This is a genomic window from Streptomyces sp. NPDC031445, assembly GCF_055581365.1.
Window position 1 is genome coordinate 155161 of sequence record NZ_JBVIJO010000003.1, and the last position, 15065, is coordinate 170225.

Sequence of the window (15065 nt, forward strand, 5' to 3'; positions counted from 1 at the left end):
GGCACGGGAAAAGGGCCGCCCCCAGGGGACGGCCCTTTCCAGCCACACACCGGCGCCGCCGGCCGCCGGTCCCTTCCGCCGGCCTTACGGCACGTTCCAACGCCCTACGGGTCCTTGGCCCTCCGTGTCCTCGGCCCACGGGCCCATGGTCTGCGGCCCTCGAGCTGACGGGCCTACGGCCTTACGGGCTACGGCACTCGGCCCACGAGCCCATGATCTGCGGCCCTTGGCCCCACGGCCCTACCGGGCTCATGGCCCATGGCCTGCGGCCCTCAGGGCTCCACGGCCTACGACCCTACGGGGCTTATAGCCCACGGGCCACGGGCCCCGGCTCACAGGCCCCGGCTCACGGGCTCATGGCCCTACGGCCCCTCAGCCTTCGGTCCGGGGCTCGTAACCCATGGCCTACGGGCCACGACTCACGGGCCACGGGCTCATGGCCCCGGCTCAAGGGCCTACAGCCTCTCGGGCCCACGGCCCACGGCCCTCGGCCCCACAGCTCCACGGCCCTCGGCCCGACAGCTCCACGGCCCTCGGCCCCACAGCTCCACGGCCCTCGGCCCGACAGCTCCACGGCCCTCGGCCCTGCGGGCCACGGCCCTCGGCCCACGACCCTCAGCCCAGGGCCTGCGGCCCCCGGCCTCCGGCCTCCGGCCCTACGGTGTCACCGCCAGTACGACCTTTCCGCGTACGTGGCCGCCCGCCACCAGCTCGTGTGCCCGGGCCGCGTCCGCCAGTGGGAACTCCGCGCTGACGTGCACCGTCAGCTCACCGCGGTCCGCGAGGTCCACCAGGGCGGCGAGGTCGGCCGGGTCGGGGCGGACGAAGACGTAGCGGCCGCCGAGTCCCGTGACGTCGCCGGAGATCGAGGCGAGCCGGCCCCCGGGCCGCAGCAGCGCGGGGGAGCCGAGGAGGGTCTCACCGCCCATCAGGTCGAACACCGCGTCGACGCCCCGCGGGGCCAGCGCCCGCACCCGGTCGGCCAGACCGGGGCCGTAGGTCACCGGCTCGGCGCCGAGCGAGCGCAGGAAGTCGTGGTTGCGCTCGCTCGCCGTGCCGACGACGCGGGCGCCGAGGGACCGCCCGATCTGCACCGCGAGGGAGCCGACCCCGCCGGCCGCCGCGTGGACGAGCAGCACGTCACCGGGGCCGACCTGGAGATGGCGGCGCAGCGCCTGGTAGGCGGTGAGGCCGGCGGCCGGCAGACCGGCGGACTGCCGCCAGTCCAGGGCGCGCGGACGGCGCGCCAGGGTGCGCACCGGCGCGGCCACGAGTTCGCCGTAGGTGCCGCGCTGCATGTGGTCGGCGCGTACGTAGCCCACGACCTCGTCCCCGGGCGCGAACTCGGTGACGCCCAGGCCGACGCGCTCGACCACACCGGACAGGTCGCAGCCCATGACCATGGGGAAGTGGGCCTCGAACCAGTCGTGGATGTACCCCTCGCGGATCTTCCAGTCGGCCGGGTTGACGCCGGCGTAGCGCACCCGGACCAGCACCACGTCCGGCCCGAGCCGAGGCTCCGGCAGGTCCATCAGCTCGAGGACCTCCGGTCCTCCGTAGCGCTGGACGGCGATGGCCTTCATCCCACGAACCCCCTGACGACGCGACCGCGCACCGGGCCTGGGCGCACCGGTGCCGACACGCACTATAGGTCAGCGATGAGCCAGAGTTCTGCTTCACAAACGCCAATTGACATATAGCCGAAGGCTAAGACAGAGTCGCGGCATGCTCGTTCTGTCCGCCGCCACCGGCAAGTTCGGCACCAACGTCCACATCGTCGCCCCGGGGCCCGGCGCCCCGTGCCTCATCGTCGATCCGGGGCACGACGCCGCCGACGCGGTCGCCGAGGCCGTACGGGCCCACCGGCTCGAACCGGAGGCGATCCTGATCACCCACGGCCACATGGACCACACCTGGGACGCCGTGCCGCTCGCCCGGCGCTACGGCATCCCGGCGTGGATCCATCCCGCCGACCGCTACCAGTTCGGCGCCCCCGCCAAGGGCCTGCCGGACACCTTCCCGCGCGACCTGCTCGTCGGCCACCCCGACCAGGAGCCGGAGCAGGTCGCCGAGATCCCGGCCGACGGCGGCGGACTGGACTTCGCGGCCATGCCGGTCACCGTGCTGCACACGCCCGGCCACACCGGTGGGTCCGTCATGTTCCGCTTCGACGACGCCGACGCCGACGCCCCGGTCCTGGCCACCGGCGACACCCTCCTGGCCGGCGGCAGGGGCCGCGCGGACGCCCCCGGCGCCAGCCCGGCGAGCCTGGACGCGTCCCTGCGCACGGTCGCCGCCACCTGTCCGGGCGGCACGCGCCTGCTCACCGGACACGGCCCCGCCGGCACGCTCGGCCAGACAGGAATCCGATGACGAACACCCAGCAGACCCCAGGGAGCCTCATGCGCGCCGTACGCTTCGAGTCCTTCGGCGGCCCGTCCGTCCTGACCGTCGCCGACGTCCCGGTGCCCGAGCCGGAACCCGGGCAGATCACCGTCGACGTCACGCACGCGGGCGTCAACTTCGCCGAGGTCATGTTCCGGCGCGGCCAGTTCCCGGTCGGCCTGCCGCACCACCCGGGCCTGGAGGCGGTCGGCACGGTCCGTGCCGTCGGCGAGGGCGTCACCGGCTTCCGGGCCGGCGAGCGCGTGGCCGCCCTGACCCTGGGCGGCGGCGGCAACGCGGAGGTGGTCGCCGTCGGCGCGGAGCACGCCGTACGGCTGGACGGCCCGCTCGCCGGCCTGGACGGCGCCCGGGCGGCGGGCGCCCTGTGCAACGTCACGACCGCCCTCGGACTGCTCACCTCCGCCGGCCACCTCGCCGAGGGCGAGAGCGTGGTCGTCCTCGCCGCGGCGGGCGGCGTCGGCACGGCCGCGGCCCAGCTGGCCCGGACCCTGGGCGCGGGCACGGTCATCGGCGTGACCAGCAGCCCGGCCAAGGCGGCGTACGCGCGCGGCTTCGGCTACGACAGCGTGGTCTCCTACGAGGACCTCGAACGCGTGGTGGCCGAGCGGACCGGCGGCGCGGGCGCCGACCTGGTCCTGGACTCGGTCGGCGGCGCCTTCCGGTCGTCCGTGACCGGCCTGCTCGCGGCGTTCGGACGGCACGTCATCTTCGGCAACGCGGCGGCCGAGGACGTCACCTTCGAGGGCAACCACCCCTGGTACACCAACAGTTCGCTCGTCGGCTACAACCTCGGCGGCGTCGCCGGCCGCGCCCCGCGGCTGCTCCGCGCCCACCTGGAGCGGGCGCTCGCGGAGGTCGCCGCGGGAACGGTCCGCGTGGACGTCCACGTGCTGCCGCTCAAGGACGTCGCCCACGCCCACGAGCTGCTGGAGACGCGGGCCTCCACCGGCAAGTACGTGCTGGACGTCCGCGCCTGAGCGGCGGGCGCGTTCCGGTACCGCCGACGCGCCGGCCGCGCACGGCCCTGGACGCACGGCCCTGGACGCACGGCCCTGGACGGCCGGCCGGGCACGGCCCCTGACCACCGGCCCCGGCCACACGGCGGCCCCCGCCTCGACGCGGTCCCAGGGCCTGACGTGTTCCGGCCACCGGCGGTACGGTCTCCCGAGTCGATGTTCGTACCGCCGCCTGTCCGAAGGCGGGCGGGGCGTGGGGGGAGGCGGTCGCGGTGACCGGAACCGGCGGGGGAGTGACCGACGTGGTGGACGGGGGCGCGCGCCGCGTGCCGAGGGTGCGCGGGTTCGCCGCCTGGCCGCCGCAGGGCTCGCCGAAGCAGGAGGGCAAGGCGCTCCGGGAGGGCGTGCCGCGCTCGGCCCACCGCACGCTGGAGGTGGACGCCGCCCGCCCCGACGCGGTGAGCGCGGTGGCCGGGTCCAACGCCGGCCGCATCGCCGAACTGACCCCGCTGCGCGTGGGCCGGATGGCGGCGACCCCCTTCGCCTTCCTGCGCGGCTCCGCCGGACTCATGGCGTACGACCTCGCCCGCACCCCCGCCACCGGGATCGGCACCCAGATCTGCGGTGACGCCCACGCGGCGAACTTCGGGCTGTACGGCGACGCCCGCGGCGGCCTCGTGATCGACCTCAACGACTTCGACGAGACCGCGCACGGCCCCTGGGAGTGGGACCTCAAGCGGCTCGCGGCCTCGCTGGTGCTCGCCGGACGTGAGGCGGGCGCCGACGAGGACACCTGCCGCGCCGCGGCCCGGGACGCGGCCGGCGCCTACCGCCGCACCATGCGGCTGCTCGCCAGGCTGCCCGTGCTCGACGCCTGGAACGCCATCGCGGACGAGGAACTCGTCTCCCACACCGACGCCCACGACCTGCTCGGCACCCTCCAGCGGGTCTCGGAGAAGGCCCGGGCCAACACCAGCGGCCGGTTCGCCGCGAAGTCCACCGAGCCGGTGCCGGACGGCGGACGCCGGTTCGTGCCCGCGCCGCCCGTGCTGCGCCGCGTACCGGACGCGGAGGCCGCCGCGGTCGCCGCGTCCCTGGAGCCGTATGTCGACACCCTCGGCGAGGACCGCCACCCGCTGCTCGCCCGGCACGCCGTGCACGACGTCGCCTTCCGGGTGGTCGGCACCGGCAGCGTCGGCACCCGGTCCTACGTCGTCCTGCTCCTCGACCACCGCGGCGAGCCCCTGGTCCTCCAGGTGAAGGAGGCCCGCCCCTCGGCTCTCGTCCCGCACCTGGTCACGGCCGGTTTCGAAGCGCCCGCGGTACCGCACGAGGGGCGCCGCGTGGTCCTCGGGCAGAAGCGGATGCAGATCGTCAGCGACATCCTGCTGGGCTGGACCACCGTCGAGGGGCGCCCGTACCAGGTGCGGCAGTTCCGCAACCGCAAGGGCAGCGTCGACCCGGCCGCCCTCGCCGCCGACCAGATCGACGACTACGGCCGCATGACCGGCGCCCTGCTGGCCCGCGCCCACTCCCACAGCGCCGACCCCCGGCTGATCGCCGGCTACTGCGGCAAGAACGAGGAACTGGACGAGGCGATCGCCGCGTTCGCCGTCGCCTACGCCGACCGCACGGAGGCGGACCACGCCGAGCTGGTCGCGGGGATCAAGGCGGGCCGGATCGAGGCGGAGCTGGGGGTCTGAGGGCGGTTCCCGGGGATTCTGGGGGACGGCTGTGAGGCAGGCCCCCAGCGGGCGCGGGGGCGCTGCGCCGGGAGCGCGGGAACCGCACCCCGGCCGCGGGGAAGGCAGCGGCTACGCTGGGCGGGTGACAACCCCGGAAGCCGGCCAGTCCCAGGCCCCCCGCCCCGAGGAACGGCTGGAACAGGCCGTACGGGCCGCCGAGCAGGCGTTGATCGAGTACGAGATCGCCGTGGAGACCTTCCGCGTCGAGGTCGAGAACTTCGCCCGCCTGCACGAACAGCGGCTCGGCCCGCTCTACAGCCGCATCGAGGAGCTGGACGCGGAGATCGCCGAGGCGAAGGCCGCCCGCACCGGCGACCCCGAGGACATCCGCCGCGCCGCCGAGGCCCGCGCCCAGGTGATGCCGATCCCGGGCGTGGAGGAGCTGCTGCACGGCTGGATGGACGGTGACGGCCTGTTCCCCGAGGCCGTCGCCATGCTCACCGACCAGCCGGTACGGCCCCCGCAGCGGGTGCGGCCCAGCGAGGAGGCCCGCAAGCTCTACCGCGAGCTGGCCCGCAAGGCCCATCCCGACCTGGCCCAGGAAGAGGCGGAGCGCAAGCGGCGCGAGGAGTTCCTCAGCCGGGTCAACGCCGCCTACGCCCGCGGCGACGAGGGCCTGCTCAGGGAGCTGGCCGAGGAGTGGGCCGCCGGTCCGGTACCGCCCGAGCGCCGCCCGAGCCCCGCCGAGGAGCTGTACGCCCGCCTCGAATGGCTCACCCAGCGCAAGGAGCTGCTCACCCTGGTCGCCCGGGAACTGGAGGAGGGCGCGATCGCCGGCATGCTCCGCCTCGCGCCGGACGACCCCGACGGGCTGCTCGAAGAGATCGCCGACCGGCTGCGCGCCGACATCGCCCGGCGGGAGGCGGATCTGGCCGCCCTGCTGGCCCAGGACTGACCCGCCCTCCGCTTCGGGTAGCGTCAGAGCCATGAACTTCGGAGCTGGTGTGCCCACGGTCCAGGTGACGGACCTCAAGGACGGCGACTTCCTGCTGGACGTCCGCGAGGACGACGAGTGGCAGGCGGGCCACGCCGGGGGAGCGCTGCACATCCCCCTCAGCGAGTTCGTGGCCCGCTACGGCGAGCTGACCGAGGCCGCCCCGCAGGACGGCCGCGTGCACGTCATCTGCCGCTCGGGCGGTCGCTCCGCCCAGGTCACCATGTACCTGGTCCAGCAGGGCGTCGACGCGGTGAACGTCGACGGCGGCATGCAGCACTGGGAGGCCGCCGGCCGCCCGGTCGTCACCGACGACGGCAAGCCGGGCTTCGTCCTGTAGCCCCGGGACCCACCGGCCCCGGCGCCCGGCCCCCCGGGCGCCGCTCAGCCCGTTCCAGGACGAGGGAACGGTCCCGCGGACGTCAGCGGTCGAAGTCCAGCTCCACCCTCTCCGTCAGCGGATGCGACTGGCAGGCCAGCACGTACCCGGCCTCCGTCTCCTCCGTCTCCAGCGCGAAGTTGCGGTCCATGCGCACCTCGCCCGCGACCAGGAAGGCCCGGCAGGTCCCGCACACCCCGCCCTTGCAGGCGTAGGGCGCGTCGGGCCGGTTGCGCAGCACCGTCTCCAGCAGCGACTCGCCCTCGCGCACCGGCCAGGTGCCGCCGCGGCCGTCGAGCCGCGCGGTGACGGTGCTGTGCGCGGGTGCCTGAGCCGTGGCCGCCGGGGCCGAGCCCGCGTCCACGTGGAAGATCTCCTGGTGGATCCGGTCCCGCACCACGCCCAGCTCGCGCAGCGCCTGCTCCGCGCCCCGCACCAGCCCGTACGGCCCGCACAGGAACCAGCCCGCCACCTCGTCCACCGGCAGCAGCGCGGGCAGCAGCCCGGTGAGCCGCTCCCGGTCGAGCCGGCCGGACGGCAGGCCCGCCTGCTGTTCCTCCCGGGAGAGCACGGTCACCAGCTGGAACCGCTCCGGGTAGCGGTCCTTCAGGTCGGCGGCCTCTTCCAGGAACATCGTCGAGGCGGCCGTACGGTCGCTGCGTATCAGGCAGAACCGGGCCGCCGGCTCGCGCGCCAGCAGGGTGGCGACGATGGACAGCACCGGGGTGATGCCGCTGCCGCCGACGACCGCCGCGTACAGGCCCGGCGCCGGCTCCAGCGTGAAGCGGCCCGCCGGGGTCATCACCTCCAGCTCGTCCCCGACGTTGATCTCCTTCAGGGCGTACGCGGAGAAGGCCCCGCCCTCGACCAGCCGCACCCCCACCCGCAGGCTGTCCGGGCCCTCGCCGTCCGGGTCGGGAGCGGGGGAGCAGATCGAGTAGGTGCGCCGGATGTCCGTGCCGTCGACCCGGCGGCGCAGCGCGAGATGCTGGCCGGGCGCGTGCCGGTACTCCTCGCGCAGTGCGGGCGGCACGGAGAAGGTCAGGGCGACGGAGTCGTCGGTGATCCGGTCGACCGCGGCCACCGGGAGCGGGTGGAAGCGGGCCATCACAGCTCCTTGAAGTGGTCGAACGGTTCCCGGCAGGCCAGGCAGCGGCGCAGCGCCTTGCACGCGGTGGAGGAGAACCGGCTCAGCAGTTCGGTGTCGGCCGATCCGCAGTGCGGGCAGCGGAGGGGTTCGGCCGCGGCGTCCGTGGCATGGGCGTCCTGGGCGTCCTGGGCGGCTGGTACGGCGTGCGGGGTGTGCGGGGCGCGCGTGCGCGTCGGGCCGAGGGTCAGCGGCACCGGGCCGTCAGCGTGGACTGCGCGCGGTGGCGCGATGCCGAACTCCCGCAGCTTCTCGCGCCCTTCGGCAGTGATGTCGTCGGTGGACCAGGCGGGGCTGAGCACCGTGCGGACGGTGACCTCGCACATGCCGTGGGCGCGCAGCACCCGCTCGATGTCGAGGCTCATCGCCTCGATGGCCGGGCAGCCGGTGTAGGTGGGGGTCAGGTCGACCTCCACCGTGTCGCACGTGTCGCCGCCGTCGCCGCCGTGGACCCGCACCGCGCGGAGCACGCCCAGTTCGCGCAGGGTGAGGACGGGCAGCTCGGGGTCGGGCACCGCGCCGGCCAGCTCCAGCAGCCGTTCCTCCAGGGCGGTGGCGGTCACCATGACGCCCCCGGATGGCTGCGGTGCAGGTGCTGCATCTCGGCGAGCATCCGGCCGAACGGCTCGGTGTGCAGGCCCTGCCGGCCGGCGCCCGCCGACCAGGCTCCGGTGCGCGGCCCCTGCGGGACCGGGAGGGTGGCCCGGCCGAGCATGTCGGTGACGGACTCCAGCCAGCTCTCCTCCAGACGGGCCCAGTCGGCGGTCAGGCCCTCCACCGGCTGGAACATCTCGCCGGTGAACCGCCACAGCGCGTCACAGGCCCGGCGCATCCGCTCATGGCTGGTGTCGGTGCCGTCGCCGAGCCGCAGCGTCCACTGCTCGGCGTGGTCGCGGTGGTAGGCGACCTCCTTCACCGCCTTGGCGGCCAGTGGCGCGAACGGGCTCTCCCCCGCGGCGAGTTCGGTGTAGAGCAGCTGCTGGTAGGTGGAGAAGTACAGCTGGCGGGCGATGGTGTGCGCGAAGTCGCCGTTCGGCTGCTCGACCAACTGAAGGTTGCGGAAGGCGCGTTCCTCGCGCAGGTAGGCCAGCTCGTCCTCGTCGCCGGCCAGGGACAGCAGCACCCGGGCCTGGCCGAGCAGGTCCAGCGCGATGTTGGCGAGGGCGACCTCCTCCTCCAGGACGGGGGCGTGCCCGGCCCACTCCCCCAGGCGGTGGGAGAGCACCAGGGCGTCGTCGCCGAGGGCGAGCGCGGCGGTCACCGGGACGACGCCGGGGCCGGTGGCGGGGCGGGCCGCGGGGCCGGTGGCGGTCACAGGTGCTTCACCCCTTCCGGGATCTCGTAGAAGGTCGGGTGCCGGTAGGGCTTGTCGGCGGCCGGCTCGAAGAACGGGTCCTTCTCGTCCGGCGAGGACGCGGTGATCGAGGCGGCCGGGACGACCCAGATGGAGACGCCTTCGCCGCGCCGGGTGTACAGGTCGCGGGCGTTGCGCAGGGCCATCTCGGCGTCGGGCGCGTGCAGGCTGCCGGCGTGGGTGTGGGAGAGGCCGCGCCGGGAGCGCACGAAGACCTCCCACAGGGGCCAGTCGGTGGTGCTCATGCTCGCGTCGCTCCTGTCCCACCGGCACCGCCGGTGTGCTTGGCCGCGTGGGCCGCGGCCGCTTCCCGTACCCACGCGCCCTCGTCGTGGGCGCGCCTGCGCTGGGTGATCCGCTGTTCGTTGCAGGGCCCGTTGCCCTTGAGGACCTCCCAGAACTCCGTCCAGTCGATCGGACCGAAGTCGTAGTGCCCCCGCTCCTCGTTCCACCGCAGCTCCGGGTCCGGGAGGGTGAGGCCCAGGGACTCGGCCTGCGGGACGCAGATGTCCACGAAGCGCTGGCGCAGTTCGTCGTTGGAGTGGCGCTTGATCTTCCACTCCATCGACTGCGCGGAGTGCTGGGACTCGTCGTCGGGCGGGCCGAACATCATCAGCGACGGCCACCACCAGCGGTCCACGGCGTCCTGCGCCATGGCGTGCTGCTCGGGGGTGCCCTTGCTGAGCGCCAGCAGCAGCTCGTAGCCCTGGCGCTGGTGGAAGGACTCCTCCTTGCAGATCCGCACCATCGCGCGGGCGTACGGGCCGTAGGAGCAGCGGCACAGGGGGACCTGGTTGGTGATCGCGGCGCCGTCCACCAGCCAGCCGATCGCACCGACGTCGGCCCAGGTCAGGGTGGGGTAGTTGAAGATCGAGGAGTACTTCTGGCGGCCGCTGTGCAGCTTGTCGAGCAGCTCGTCGCGGCCGGTGCCGAGGGTCTCGGCCGCGCTGTACAGGTACAGGCCGTGGCCGGCCTCGTCCTGGACCTTGGCCATCAGGATCGCCTTGCGGCGCAGGGACGGCGCGCGGGTGATCCAGTTGGCCTCCGGCTGCATGCCGATGATCTCGGAGTGCGCGTGCTGGGCGATCTGCCGGACCAGGGTGGCGCGGTAGGCGTCGGGCATCCAGTCGCGTGGTTCGATGCGTTCGTCGGCGGCCACGGCCGCGTCGAAGGCGCGCTGGTGGGCCGTCGTGCCGGCGGTGTCCGGCGTGCCGTCCGCCTCGGTGCGGGCCGTGCGCTGCGCGGCTGCTGTGGCCATGCGGTCCCCCTGACCTCGGGCTCTGCGGTGAACTCTGTCCGGTCCGTACGTCCCGGCCGGCGTCCCGACCGATCGTTCGGTTCGTGCGTAGTCCATGGTGTGCCGGGCCGCTGTGGGTGTCAACCGCTGTGGAAAACCCCGCCCACAGCCTGTGGACAACGCGGACGAGGCGCGGCAGGCCGTAGCCGCGCCGCCAGGCCGGGGCCCGCCCGTGGCGAGGACCACCACGGCCGGCCCGTACCCGGGGCTGCGCACGGGGCCCGGGGCTGAGTACCGTTCCGTGCGAGCGCCGAGACGTGGCGCTCGTGCACCATGCGACGCAGGTGACCGCGTCGCGCTCCCGCGCGCCCCGCTCGGCCGACCGACCGGGCCGGGCCACCGGGCCGCACGACCGCACGACTGACCAGCCACACGAGCCGAAACGGGGGACGGGACGCGATGGACGCGTACGACGAGGACTCGCGGGGCCCGCAGGGCCCGGACGGGCCGCCCGGGACGCGTCTCCCGGAAGAACCCGCGCAGCCGCCGCCCGCGCCGTCCGCCGGCGCGCCCGAACCGCGCACCGGCGTCGCCGCGCTCTCCCCCGGCTACCGGGTCGCTGCCGCGCTGGCGCTCGCCGTCGTCGCCGTGGCCGCCGGCGTGCACCTGCTGATGGTCTTCCTCAGTCTCGCGCCCGCGAACACGGTGACGAAGCAGCACGGCAAGGTGATAGAGGAGTGGGTCTACCCGGAGTTCGAGCAGAACTGGAAGCTGTTCGCCCCGAACCCGCTGCAGCAGAACATCGCCGTCCAGGTCCGCGCCGAGGTGCGGATGCGGGACGGGGACCTGCGCACCACCGGGTGGACCGACCTGTCCGCCCAGGACGGCGCCGCCATCGACGGCAACCTGGCGCCCAGCCACACCCAGCAGAACGAACTGCGCCGGGCCTGGGACTTCTTCACCGCCACCCACGCCTCCGACAACCGTCCCGTCGGCCTGCGCGGCTCCCTGTCCGAGCAGTACCTGCGCCGGATCGCGGTGATGCGGCTGTACCGGGACGATCCGACGAGCCGGGAAGGCGTGATACAGCGCGTGCAGATCCGTTCCAGCACCACCAATGTGCAGCCGCCGCCGTGGAGCCGTGAGCGGGTCTCCGACAAGCCCGCCCTCCGCCTGCTGCCCTGGTGGTCCGTGACCGCCGACGAGGCCGCCGGAGGTGTGCGGTGAACCGTCTGTCCCTGTCGCTGTCGCGCGGCATCGCCCGGGTCACCGGGGCGGCCCTCGGGCCCTACCAGAGCGCCGTGATCCGGATCGGTTTCGCCGGGACCTGGCTGCTGTTCCTGCTGCGTGAGTTCCCCCACCGCCAGGAGCTGTACGGCCCCTCCGGACCGTGGGGCTTCAACCTCGCCAGGCAGCTGACCGCCGACAACCACGCCTTCACGGCGCTGCTGTGGTCCGACGGACAGCTCTGGTTCGAGTGCTGCTACGCGCTGGCCGTCCTCGCCAGCGCGGCCCTGGTGCTCGGCTGGCGCACCCGGACGGCGTCCGTGCTGTTCATGGTCGGTGTGCTGTCGCTGCAGAACCGCAGCGTGTTCGTCGGCGACGGCGGCGACAACGTCCTGCACCTGATGGCCGTCTACCTGGTGTTCACGCGCTGCGGCCAGGTCTGGTCCCTCGACGCGCGGCGCGCGGCCCGCGGCGCGACGGCGCCCGCGGGGGGCGAGCGGGCGCCCGCCGACCGGGTGGGGCCCGTGCTGTGGGCGGTGCTCGGCCTGGCGCTGGGCACGGCGACGGCGACCGGCCGGTTCTTCGACAACGGCTGGCTGATCCAGGCGCTGCTGTGGACGGCCTGGGCGGTGCTCGGCCTGTGGTGGGTCACCGGGCGCCGGGAGGCATGGCGGCAGCCGCGGATGCTGCTGGACGTCATCGCGAACGTTCTGCACAACGGCGCCCTGGTCGTGATCATGGCCGAGGCCTGTCTGATCTACGCCACGGCGGGCTGGTACAAGATCCAGGGCTCGCGCTGGCAGGACGGCACCGCCGTGTACTACCCGCTCCACCTGGACTACTTCTCGCCCTGGCACGGTCTCGCCGACCTGATGTCGTCCAGCGGCACGATCATGATGATCGTGGCCTACGGAACCGTCATGGTGCAGGTCGCCTTCCCGTTCACCCTGTTCAACCGGCGGGTCAAGAACGTCCTGCTGGTGCTGATGATGACCGAGCACGCCGTGATCGCGGTCGTCCTCGGGCTGCCGTTCTTCTCGCTGGCGATGATCACCGCCGACGCGGTCTTCCTGCCGACGTCCTTCCTGCGCCGGCTGGGCGGCCTGGCGGCCCGCGCGCGGGGGCGGTTCGCCCGGCGCGACGGCCGTACGGTCCCCGCGCCGCGCTCCCCGGAGGAGAGCGCGGCGGGCCACGTAGGGTTCACCGCATGAGCGACCCGCTGAGCCGCTGGCGCGCGCACGCGGACACCGCCGTGCTGCTCGACGGCTTCCACGCCCTGAAGCACGCGCTGCGCTTCGGGGCCGAGGTGCCGGTCGCGGTCACCACGGACCGGCGGGCCGCCCTGGCCCTCGCCGAGGAACTGGCCGGGGACGTGCGCGACGCCCTGGACGCCCTCCTCGCGGAGGTGCCCGGCCAGGCGTACGCCTCGCTCGTCCCGCGCCCCCATCCGACCGGTGTGGCCGCCCTCGCGGTACGGCCCTCCCGCGAGGCCAACCTGCGCGCGCTCGCCCGCACGCCCCGTACCGCGCCCGTCGTCGTCCTGGACAACCCCCGCAACCTGGGCAACGCCGGTGCCGTGATCCGGCTGGCCGCCGGTTTCGGGGCGACCGGTGTGGTCACCACGGGCACGCTCGACCCCTGGCACCCCACCGTGGTGCGAGGCGGCGCGGGCCTGCACTTCGCCACCGCCGTCGAGCGCCTCGGCGCCGGCGAGCTGCCCGCCGGGCCGCTGTTCGCCCTCGACCCGGAGGGCGAGGACATCCGCGGCACCGGGCTGCCCGACGACGCCGTGCTGGCCTTCGGCTCCGAACGCTCCGGCCTGTCGCCGGAACTGCGCGCGCGGGCCGACCATCTGCTGCGCCTGCCGATGCGCCCCCAGGTCTCCAGCTACAACCTGGCCACCAGCGTGGCGATGACGCTGTACCACTGGAGCGCGACCGGCGCCGCGCCCCGGCGTGATCCGGACGGAAGGCTCTAGGCCTCCCGGCGCACCTCCACCACCCGGAAGCGGCTGGCGACGAACGCGCCGTCGGTGAGGGCCGCGTTGGCCGCCGGGTTGCCGCCCGAGCCGTGGAAGTCGGAGAACGCGGCCGTCTGGTTGACGTAGACCCCGCCCGTCAGGTTGAGGGAGAGCTGGGCCGCCTCCTCCAGGCAGACCTCCTCGACGGCGCGCTCGGTCCCGGCGTCCGTGGTGTACGCGCCGACCGTCATCGCGCCCTTCTCGCGGACCGTGCGGCGCAGCAGCTCGACCGCGTCCGTCACCGAGTCGACGGCGACGGCGAAGGAGACGGGGCCGAAGCACTCGCTCATGTACGCGGCCTCGGCGTCCGGCTTGGCGCCGTCCAGCTTGACGATGACCGGGGTGCGGACCACCGCGCCCGGGAACTCCGGGTTGGTGATCTCGCGGGACGCGAGGGCGACCTCGCCGAGGCCGGCCGCGGCTTCCAGGCGGGCCTTGACGTCCGGGTTGACGATCGCTCCCAGCAGCGCGTTGGCCCGCGCGTCGTCACCGAGCAGACCGTCGACCGCGCGGGCGAGGTCGGCGGTGACCTCGTCGAACGACTTGGGGCCCTGGTCGGTGGTGATGCCGTCGCGGGGGATGAGCAGGTTCTGCGGGGTGGTGCACATCTGGCCGCTGTACAGGGACAGCGAGAACGCCAGGTTGGACAGCATGCCCTTGTAGTCGTCCGTCGAGTGCACGAGCACCGTGTTGACGCCGGCCTTCTCCGTGTAGACCTGCGCCTGGCGGGCGTTGGCCTCCAGCCAGTCGCCGAAGGACGTCGACCCGGTGTAGTCGATGATCTTGATCTCGGGGCGGGTGGCGAGCGTCTTCGCGATGCCCTCGCCGGGGCGCTCGGCGGCCAGCGCCACCAGGTTCGGGTCGAAGCCCGCCCCGGCCAGCACCTCCCGGGCGGCCTGTACGGTCAGCGCCAGCGGCAGCACCGCGCGCGGGTGCGGCTTGACCAGGACCGCGTTGCCGGTGGCCAGCGAGGCGAACAGGCCCGGATAGCCGTTCCAGGTCGGGAAGGTGTTGCAGCCGATGACCAGGCCGATGCCGCGCGGGACCGCGGTGAACCGCTTGGTGAGGGCCAGCGGGTCGCGCTTGCCCTGCGGCTTGGTCCACTCCGCCGTCTCCGGGGTGCGGACCTGTTCCGCGTACGCGTACGCCACCGCCTCCAGGCCGCGGTCCTGGGCGTGCGGGCCGCCCGCCTGGAACGCCATCATGAACGCCTGCCCGCTGGTGTGCATGACGGCGTGCGCGAACTCGTGCGTCCGGTCGCTGATCCGCTTGAGGATCTCCAGACAGACCACCGCCCGGACCTCCGGGCCCGCGTCCCGCCAGGCCCGCTGCCCGGCCCGCATGGCCGGGAGCAGCACGTCGAGGTCCGCGTGCGGGTAGGTCACGCCCAGCTCGACGCCGTACGGCGAGACCTCGCCGCCCACCCAGTCGTCCGTGCCGGGCTGGCCGAGGTCGAGGCGGGTGCCCAGCACGGCGTCGAAGGCGGCCTTGCCCGCCGCGGCGTCCAGGCTTCCCCCCTCGCCGTAGGCCTTGGGGTGCTCGGGGTGCGGGGACCAGTAGGCGCGGGTGCGGATGGCCTCCAGGGCCTGGTCGAGCGTCGGCCGGTGTTTCTCGATCAGCTCGGGCGCGGTCAGTTCGGCGGCCATGCGGGACCAACTCC

General features: G+C 74.2%; 15 protein-coding genes. 8 read left to right on the top strand and 7 right to left on the bottom strand.

Annotated features, from left to right (window positions below):
- Window positions 1-656: 656 nt before the first annotated feature.
- Complete coding sequence (locus ACZ5DC_RS10965) at window positions 657-1583, bottom strand: NADP-dependent oxidoreductase (RefSeq protein WP_468651535.1); 927 nt, start codon at window positions 1581-1583, stop codon at window positions 657-659.
- 142 nt (window positions 1584-1725) lie between these two features.
- Between ACZ5DC_RS10965 and ACZ5DC_RS10970 the strand changes: the two genes are divergently transcribed.
- The 5 genes from ACZ5DC_RS10970 (at window position 1726) to ACZ5DC_RS10990 (ending at window position 6381) form a co-directional block, all read left to right on the top strand.
- Window positions 1726-2373 (top strand): MBL fold metallo-hydrolase, encoded by a 648-nt coding sequence (locus tag ACZ5DC_RS10970; protein WP_468651537.1) that lies wholly within the window; start codon window positions 1726-1728, stop codon window positions 2371-2373.
- Window positions 2370-3383: a quinone oxidoreductase family protein gene (locus tag ACZ5DC_RS10975; protein WP_468651539.1), complete on the top strand. Its 1014-nt coding sequence runs from the start codon at window positions 2370-2372 to the stop codon at window positions 3381-3383. The genes ACZ5DC_RS10970 and ACZ5DC_RS10975 overlap by 4 nt, the downstream gene beginning before the upstream one ends.
- A gap of 251 nt (window positions 3384-3634) precedes the next feature.
- Window positions 3635-5065, top strand: coding sequence for a DUF2252 domain-containing protein (locus ACZ5DC_RS10980; protein WP_468651541.1), 1431 nt, complete (start codon window positions 3635-3637; stop codon window positions 5063-5065).
- 124 nt (window positions 5066-5189) lie between these two features.
- Complete coding sequence (locus tag ACZ5DC_RS10985; protein ID WP_468651543.1) at window positions 5190-6002, top strand: hypothetical protein; 813 nt, start codon at window positions 5190-5192, stop codon at window positions 6000-6002.
- A gap of 49 nt (window positions 6003-6051) precedes the next feature.
- Complete coding sequence (locus ACZ5DC_RS10990; protein WP_366750296.1) at window positions 6052-6381, top strand: rhodanese-like domain-containing protein; 330 nt, start codon at window positions 6052-6054, stop codon at window positions 6379-6381.
- Window positions 6382-6463: 82 nt separating this feature from the next.
- Here ACZ5DC_RS10990 and ACZ5DC_RS10995 read toward each other — a convergent pair whose 3' ends face one another.
- From ACZ5DC_RS10995 to paaA, 5 genes are read right to left on the bottom strand one after another with little or no spacing between them, the layout of a single operon-like run.
- Window positions 6464-7528, bottom strand: coding sequence for a 2Fe-2S iron-sulfur cluster-binding protein (locus tag ACZ5DC_RS10995; protein WP_468651545.1), 1065 nt, complete (start codon window positions 7526-7528; stop codon window positions 6464-6466).
- On the bottom strand, window positions 7528-8133 hold the full coding sequence (gene paaD, locus ACZ5DC_RS11000; RefSeq protein ID WP_468651547.1) for a 1,2-phenylacetyl-CoA epoxidase subunit PaaD: 606 nt from the start codon (window positions 8131-8133) through the stop codon (window positions 7528-7530). Before paaD ends, ACZ5DC_RS10995 begins: the two co-directional genes overlap by 1 nt.
- On the bottom strand, window positions 8127-8882 hold the full coding sequence (gene paaC, locus ACZ5DC_RS11005; protein ID WP_468651549.1) for a 1,2-phenylacetyl-CoA epoxidase subunit PaaC: 756 nt from the start codon (window positions 8880-8882) through the stop codon (window positions 8127-8129). The genes paaD and paaC overlap by 7 nt, the downstream gene beginning before the upstream one ends.
- Window positions 8879-9166, bottom strand: coding sequence for a 1,2-phenylacetyl-CoA epoxidase subunit PaaB (gene paaB, locus ACZ5DC_RS11010; RefSeq protein WP_171154589.1), 288 nt, complete (start codon window positions 9164-9166; stop codon window positions 8879-8881). The genes paaC and paaB overlap by 4 nt, the downstream gene beginning before the upstream one ends.
- On the bottom strand, window positions 9163-10179 hold the full coding sequence (paaA, locus tag ACZ5DC_RS11015) for a 1,2-phenylacetyl-CoA epoxidase subunit PaaA (RefSeq protein WP_366749991.1): 1017 nt from the start codon (window positions 10177-10179) through the stop codon (window positions 9163-9165). Before paaA ends, paaB begins: the two co-directional genes overlap by 4 nt.
- A gap of 438 nt (window positions 10180-10617) precedes the next feature.
- On the opposite strand from paaA, the gene ACZ5DC_RS11020 reads away from it, so the two are divergent.
- The 3 genes from ACZ5DC_RS11020 to ACZ5DC_RS11030 are packed head-to-tail and all read left to right on the top strand — an operon-like array spanning window position 10618 to window position 13363.
- The gene (locus ACZ5DC_RS11020) at window positions 10618-11385 is read left to right on the top strand and encodes a DUF5819 family protein (RefSeq protein ID WP_468651552.1); all 768 of its coding nucleotides are present in this window, start codon (window positions 10618-10620) and stop codon (window positions 11383-11385) included.
- A complete protein-coding gene (locus ACZ5DC_RS11025; RefSeq protein WP_468651554.1) occupies window positions 11382-12596 on the top strand; it encodes an HTTM domain-containing protein in 1215 nt (404 codons plus the stop codon). Before ACZ5DC_RS11020 ends, ACZ5DC_RS11025 begins: the two co-directional genes overlap by 4 nt.
- Window positions 12593-13363 carry a TrmH family RNA methyltransferase gene (locus ACZ5DC_RS11030; protein WP_468651557.1) on the top strand — a complete coding sequence of 257 codons (771 nt, stop codon included), beginning with the start codon at window positions 12593-12595 and terminating at the stop codon, window positions 13361-13363. Before ACZ5DC_RS11025 ends, ACZ5DC_RS11030 begins: the two co-directional genes overlap by 4 nt.
- On the opposite strand, the gene paaN is transcribed toward ACZ5DC_RS11030, so the two are convergent.
- Window positions 13360-15051 carry a phenylacetic acid degradation protein PaaN gene (gene paaN, locus ACZ5DC_RS11035; protein ID WP_468651559.1) on the bottom strand — a complete coding sequence of 564 codons (1692 nt, stop codon included), beginning with the start codon at window positions 15049-15051 and terminating at the stop codon, window positions 13360-13362. The two genes, ACZ5DC_RS11030 and paaN, sit on opposite strands and share 4 nt — an antisense overlap.
- Window positions 15052-15065: the final 14 nt, after the last annotated feature.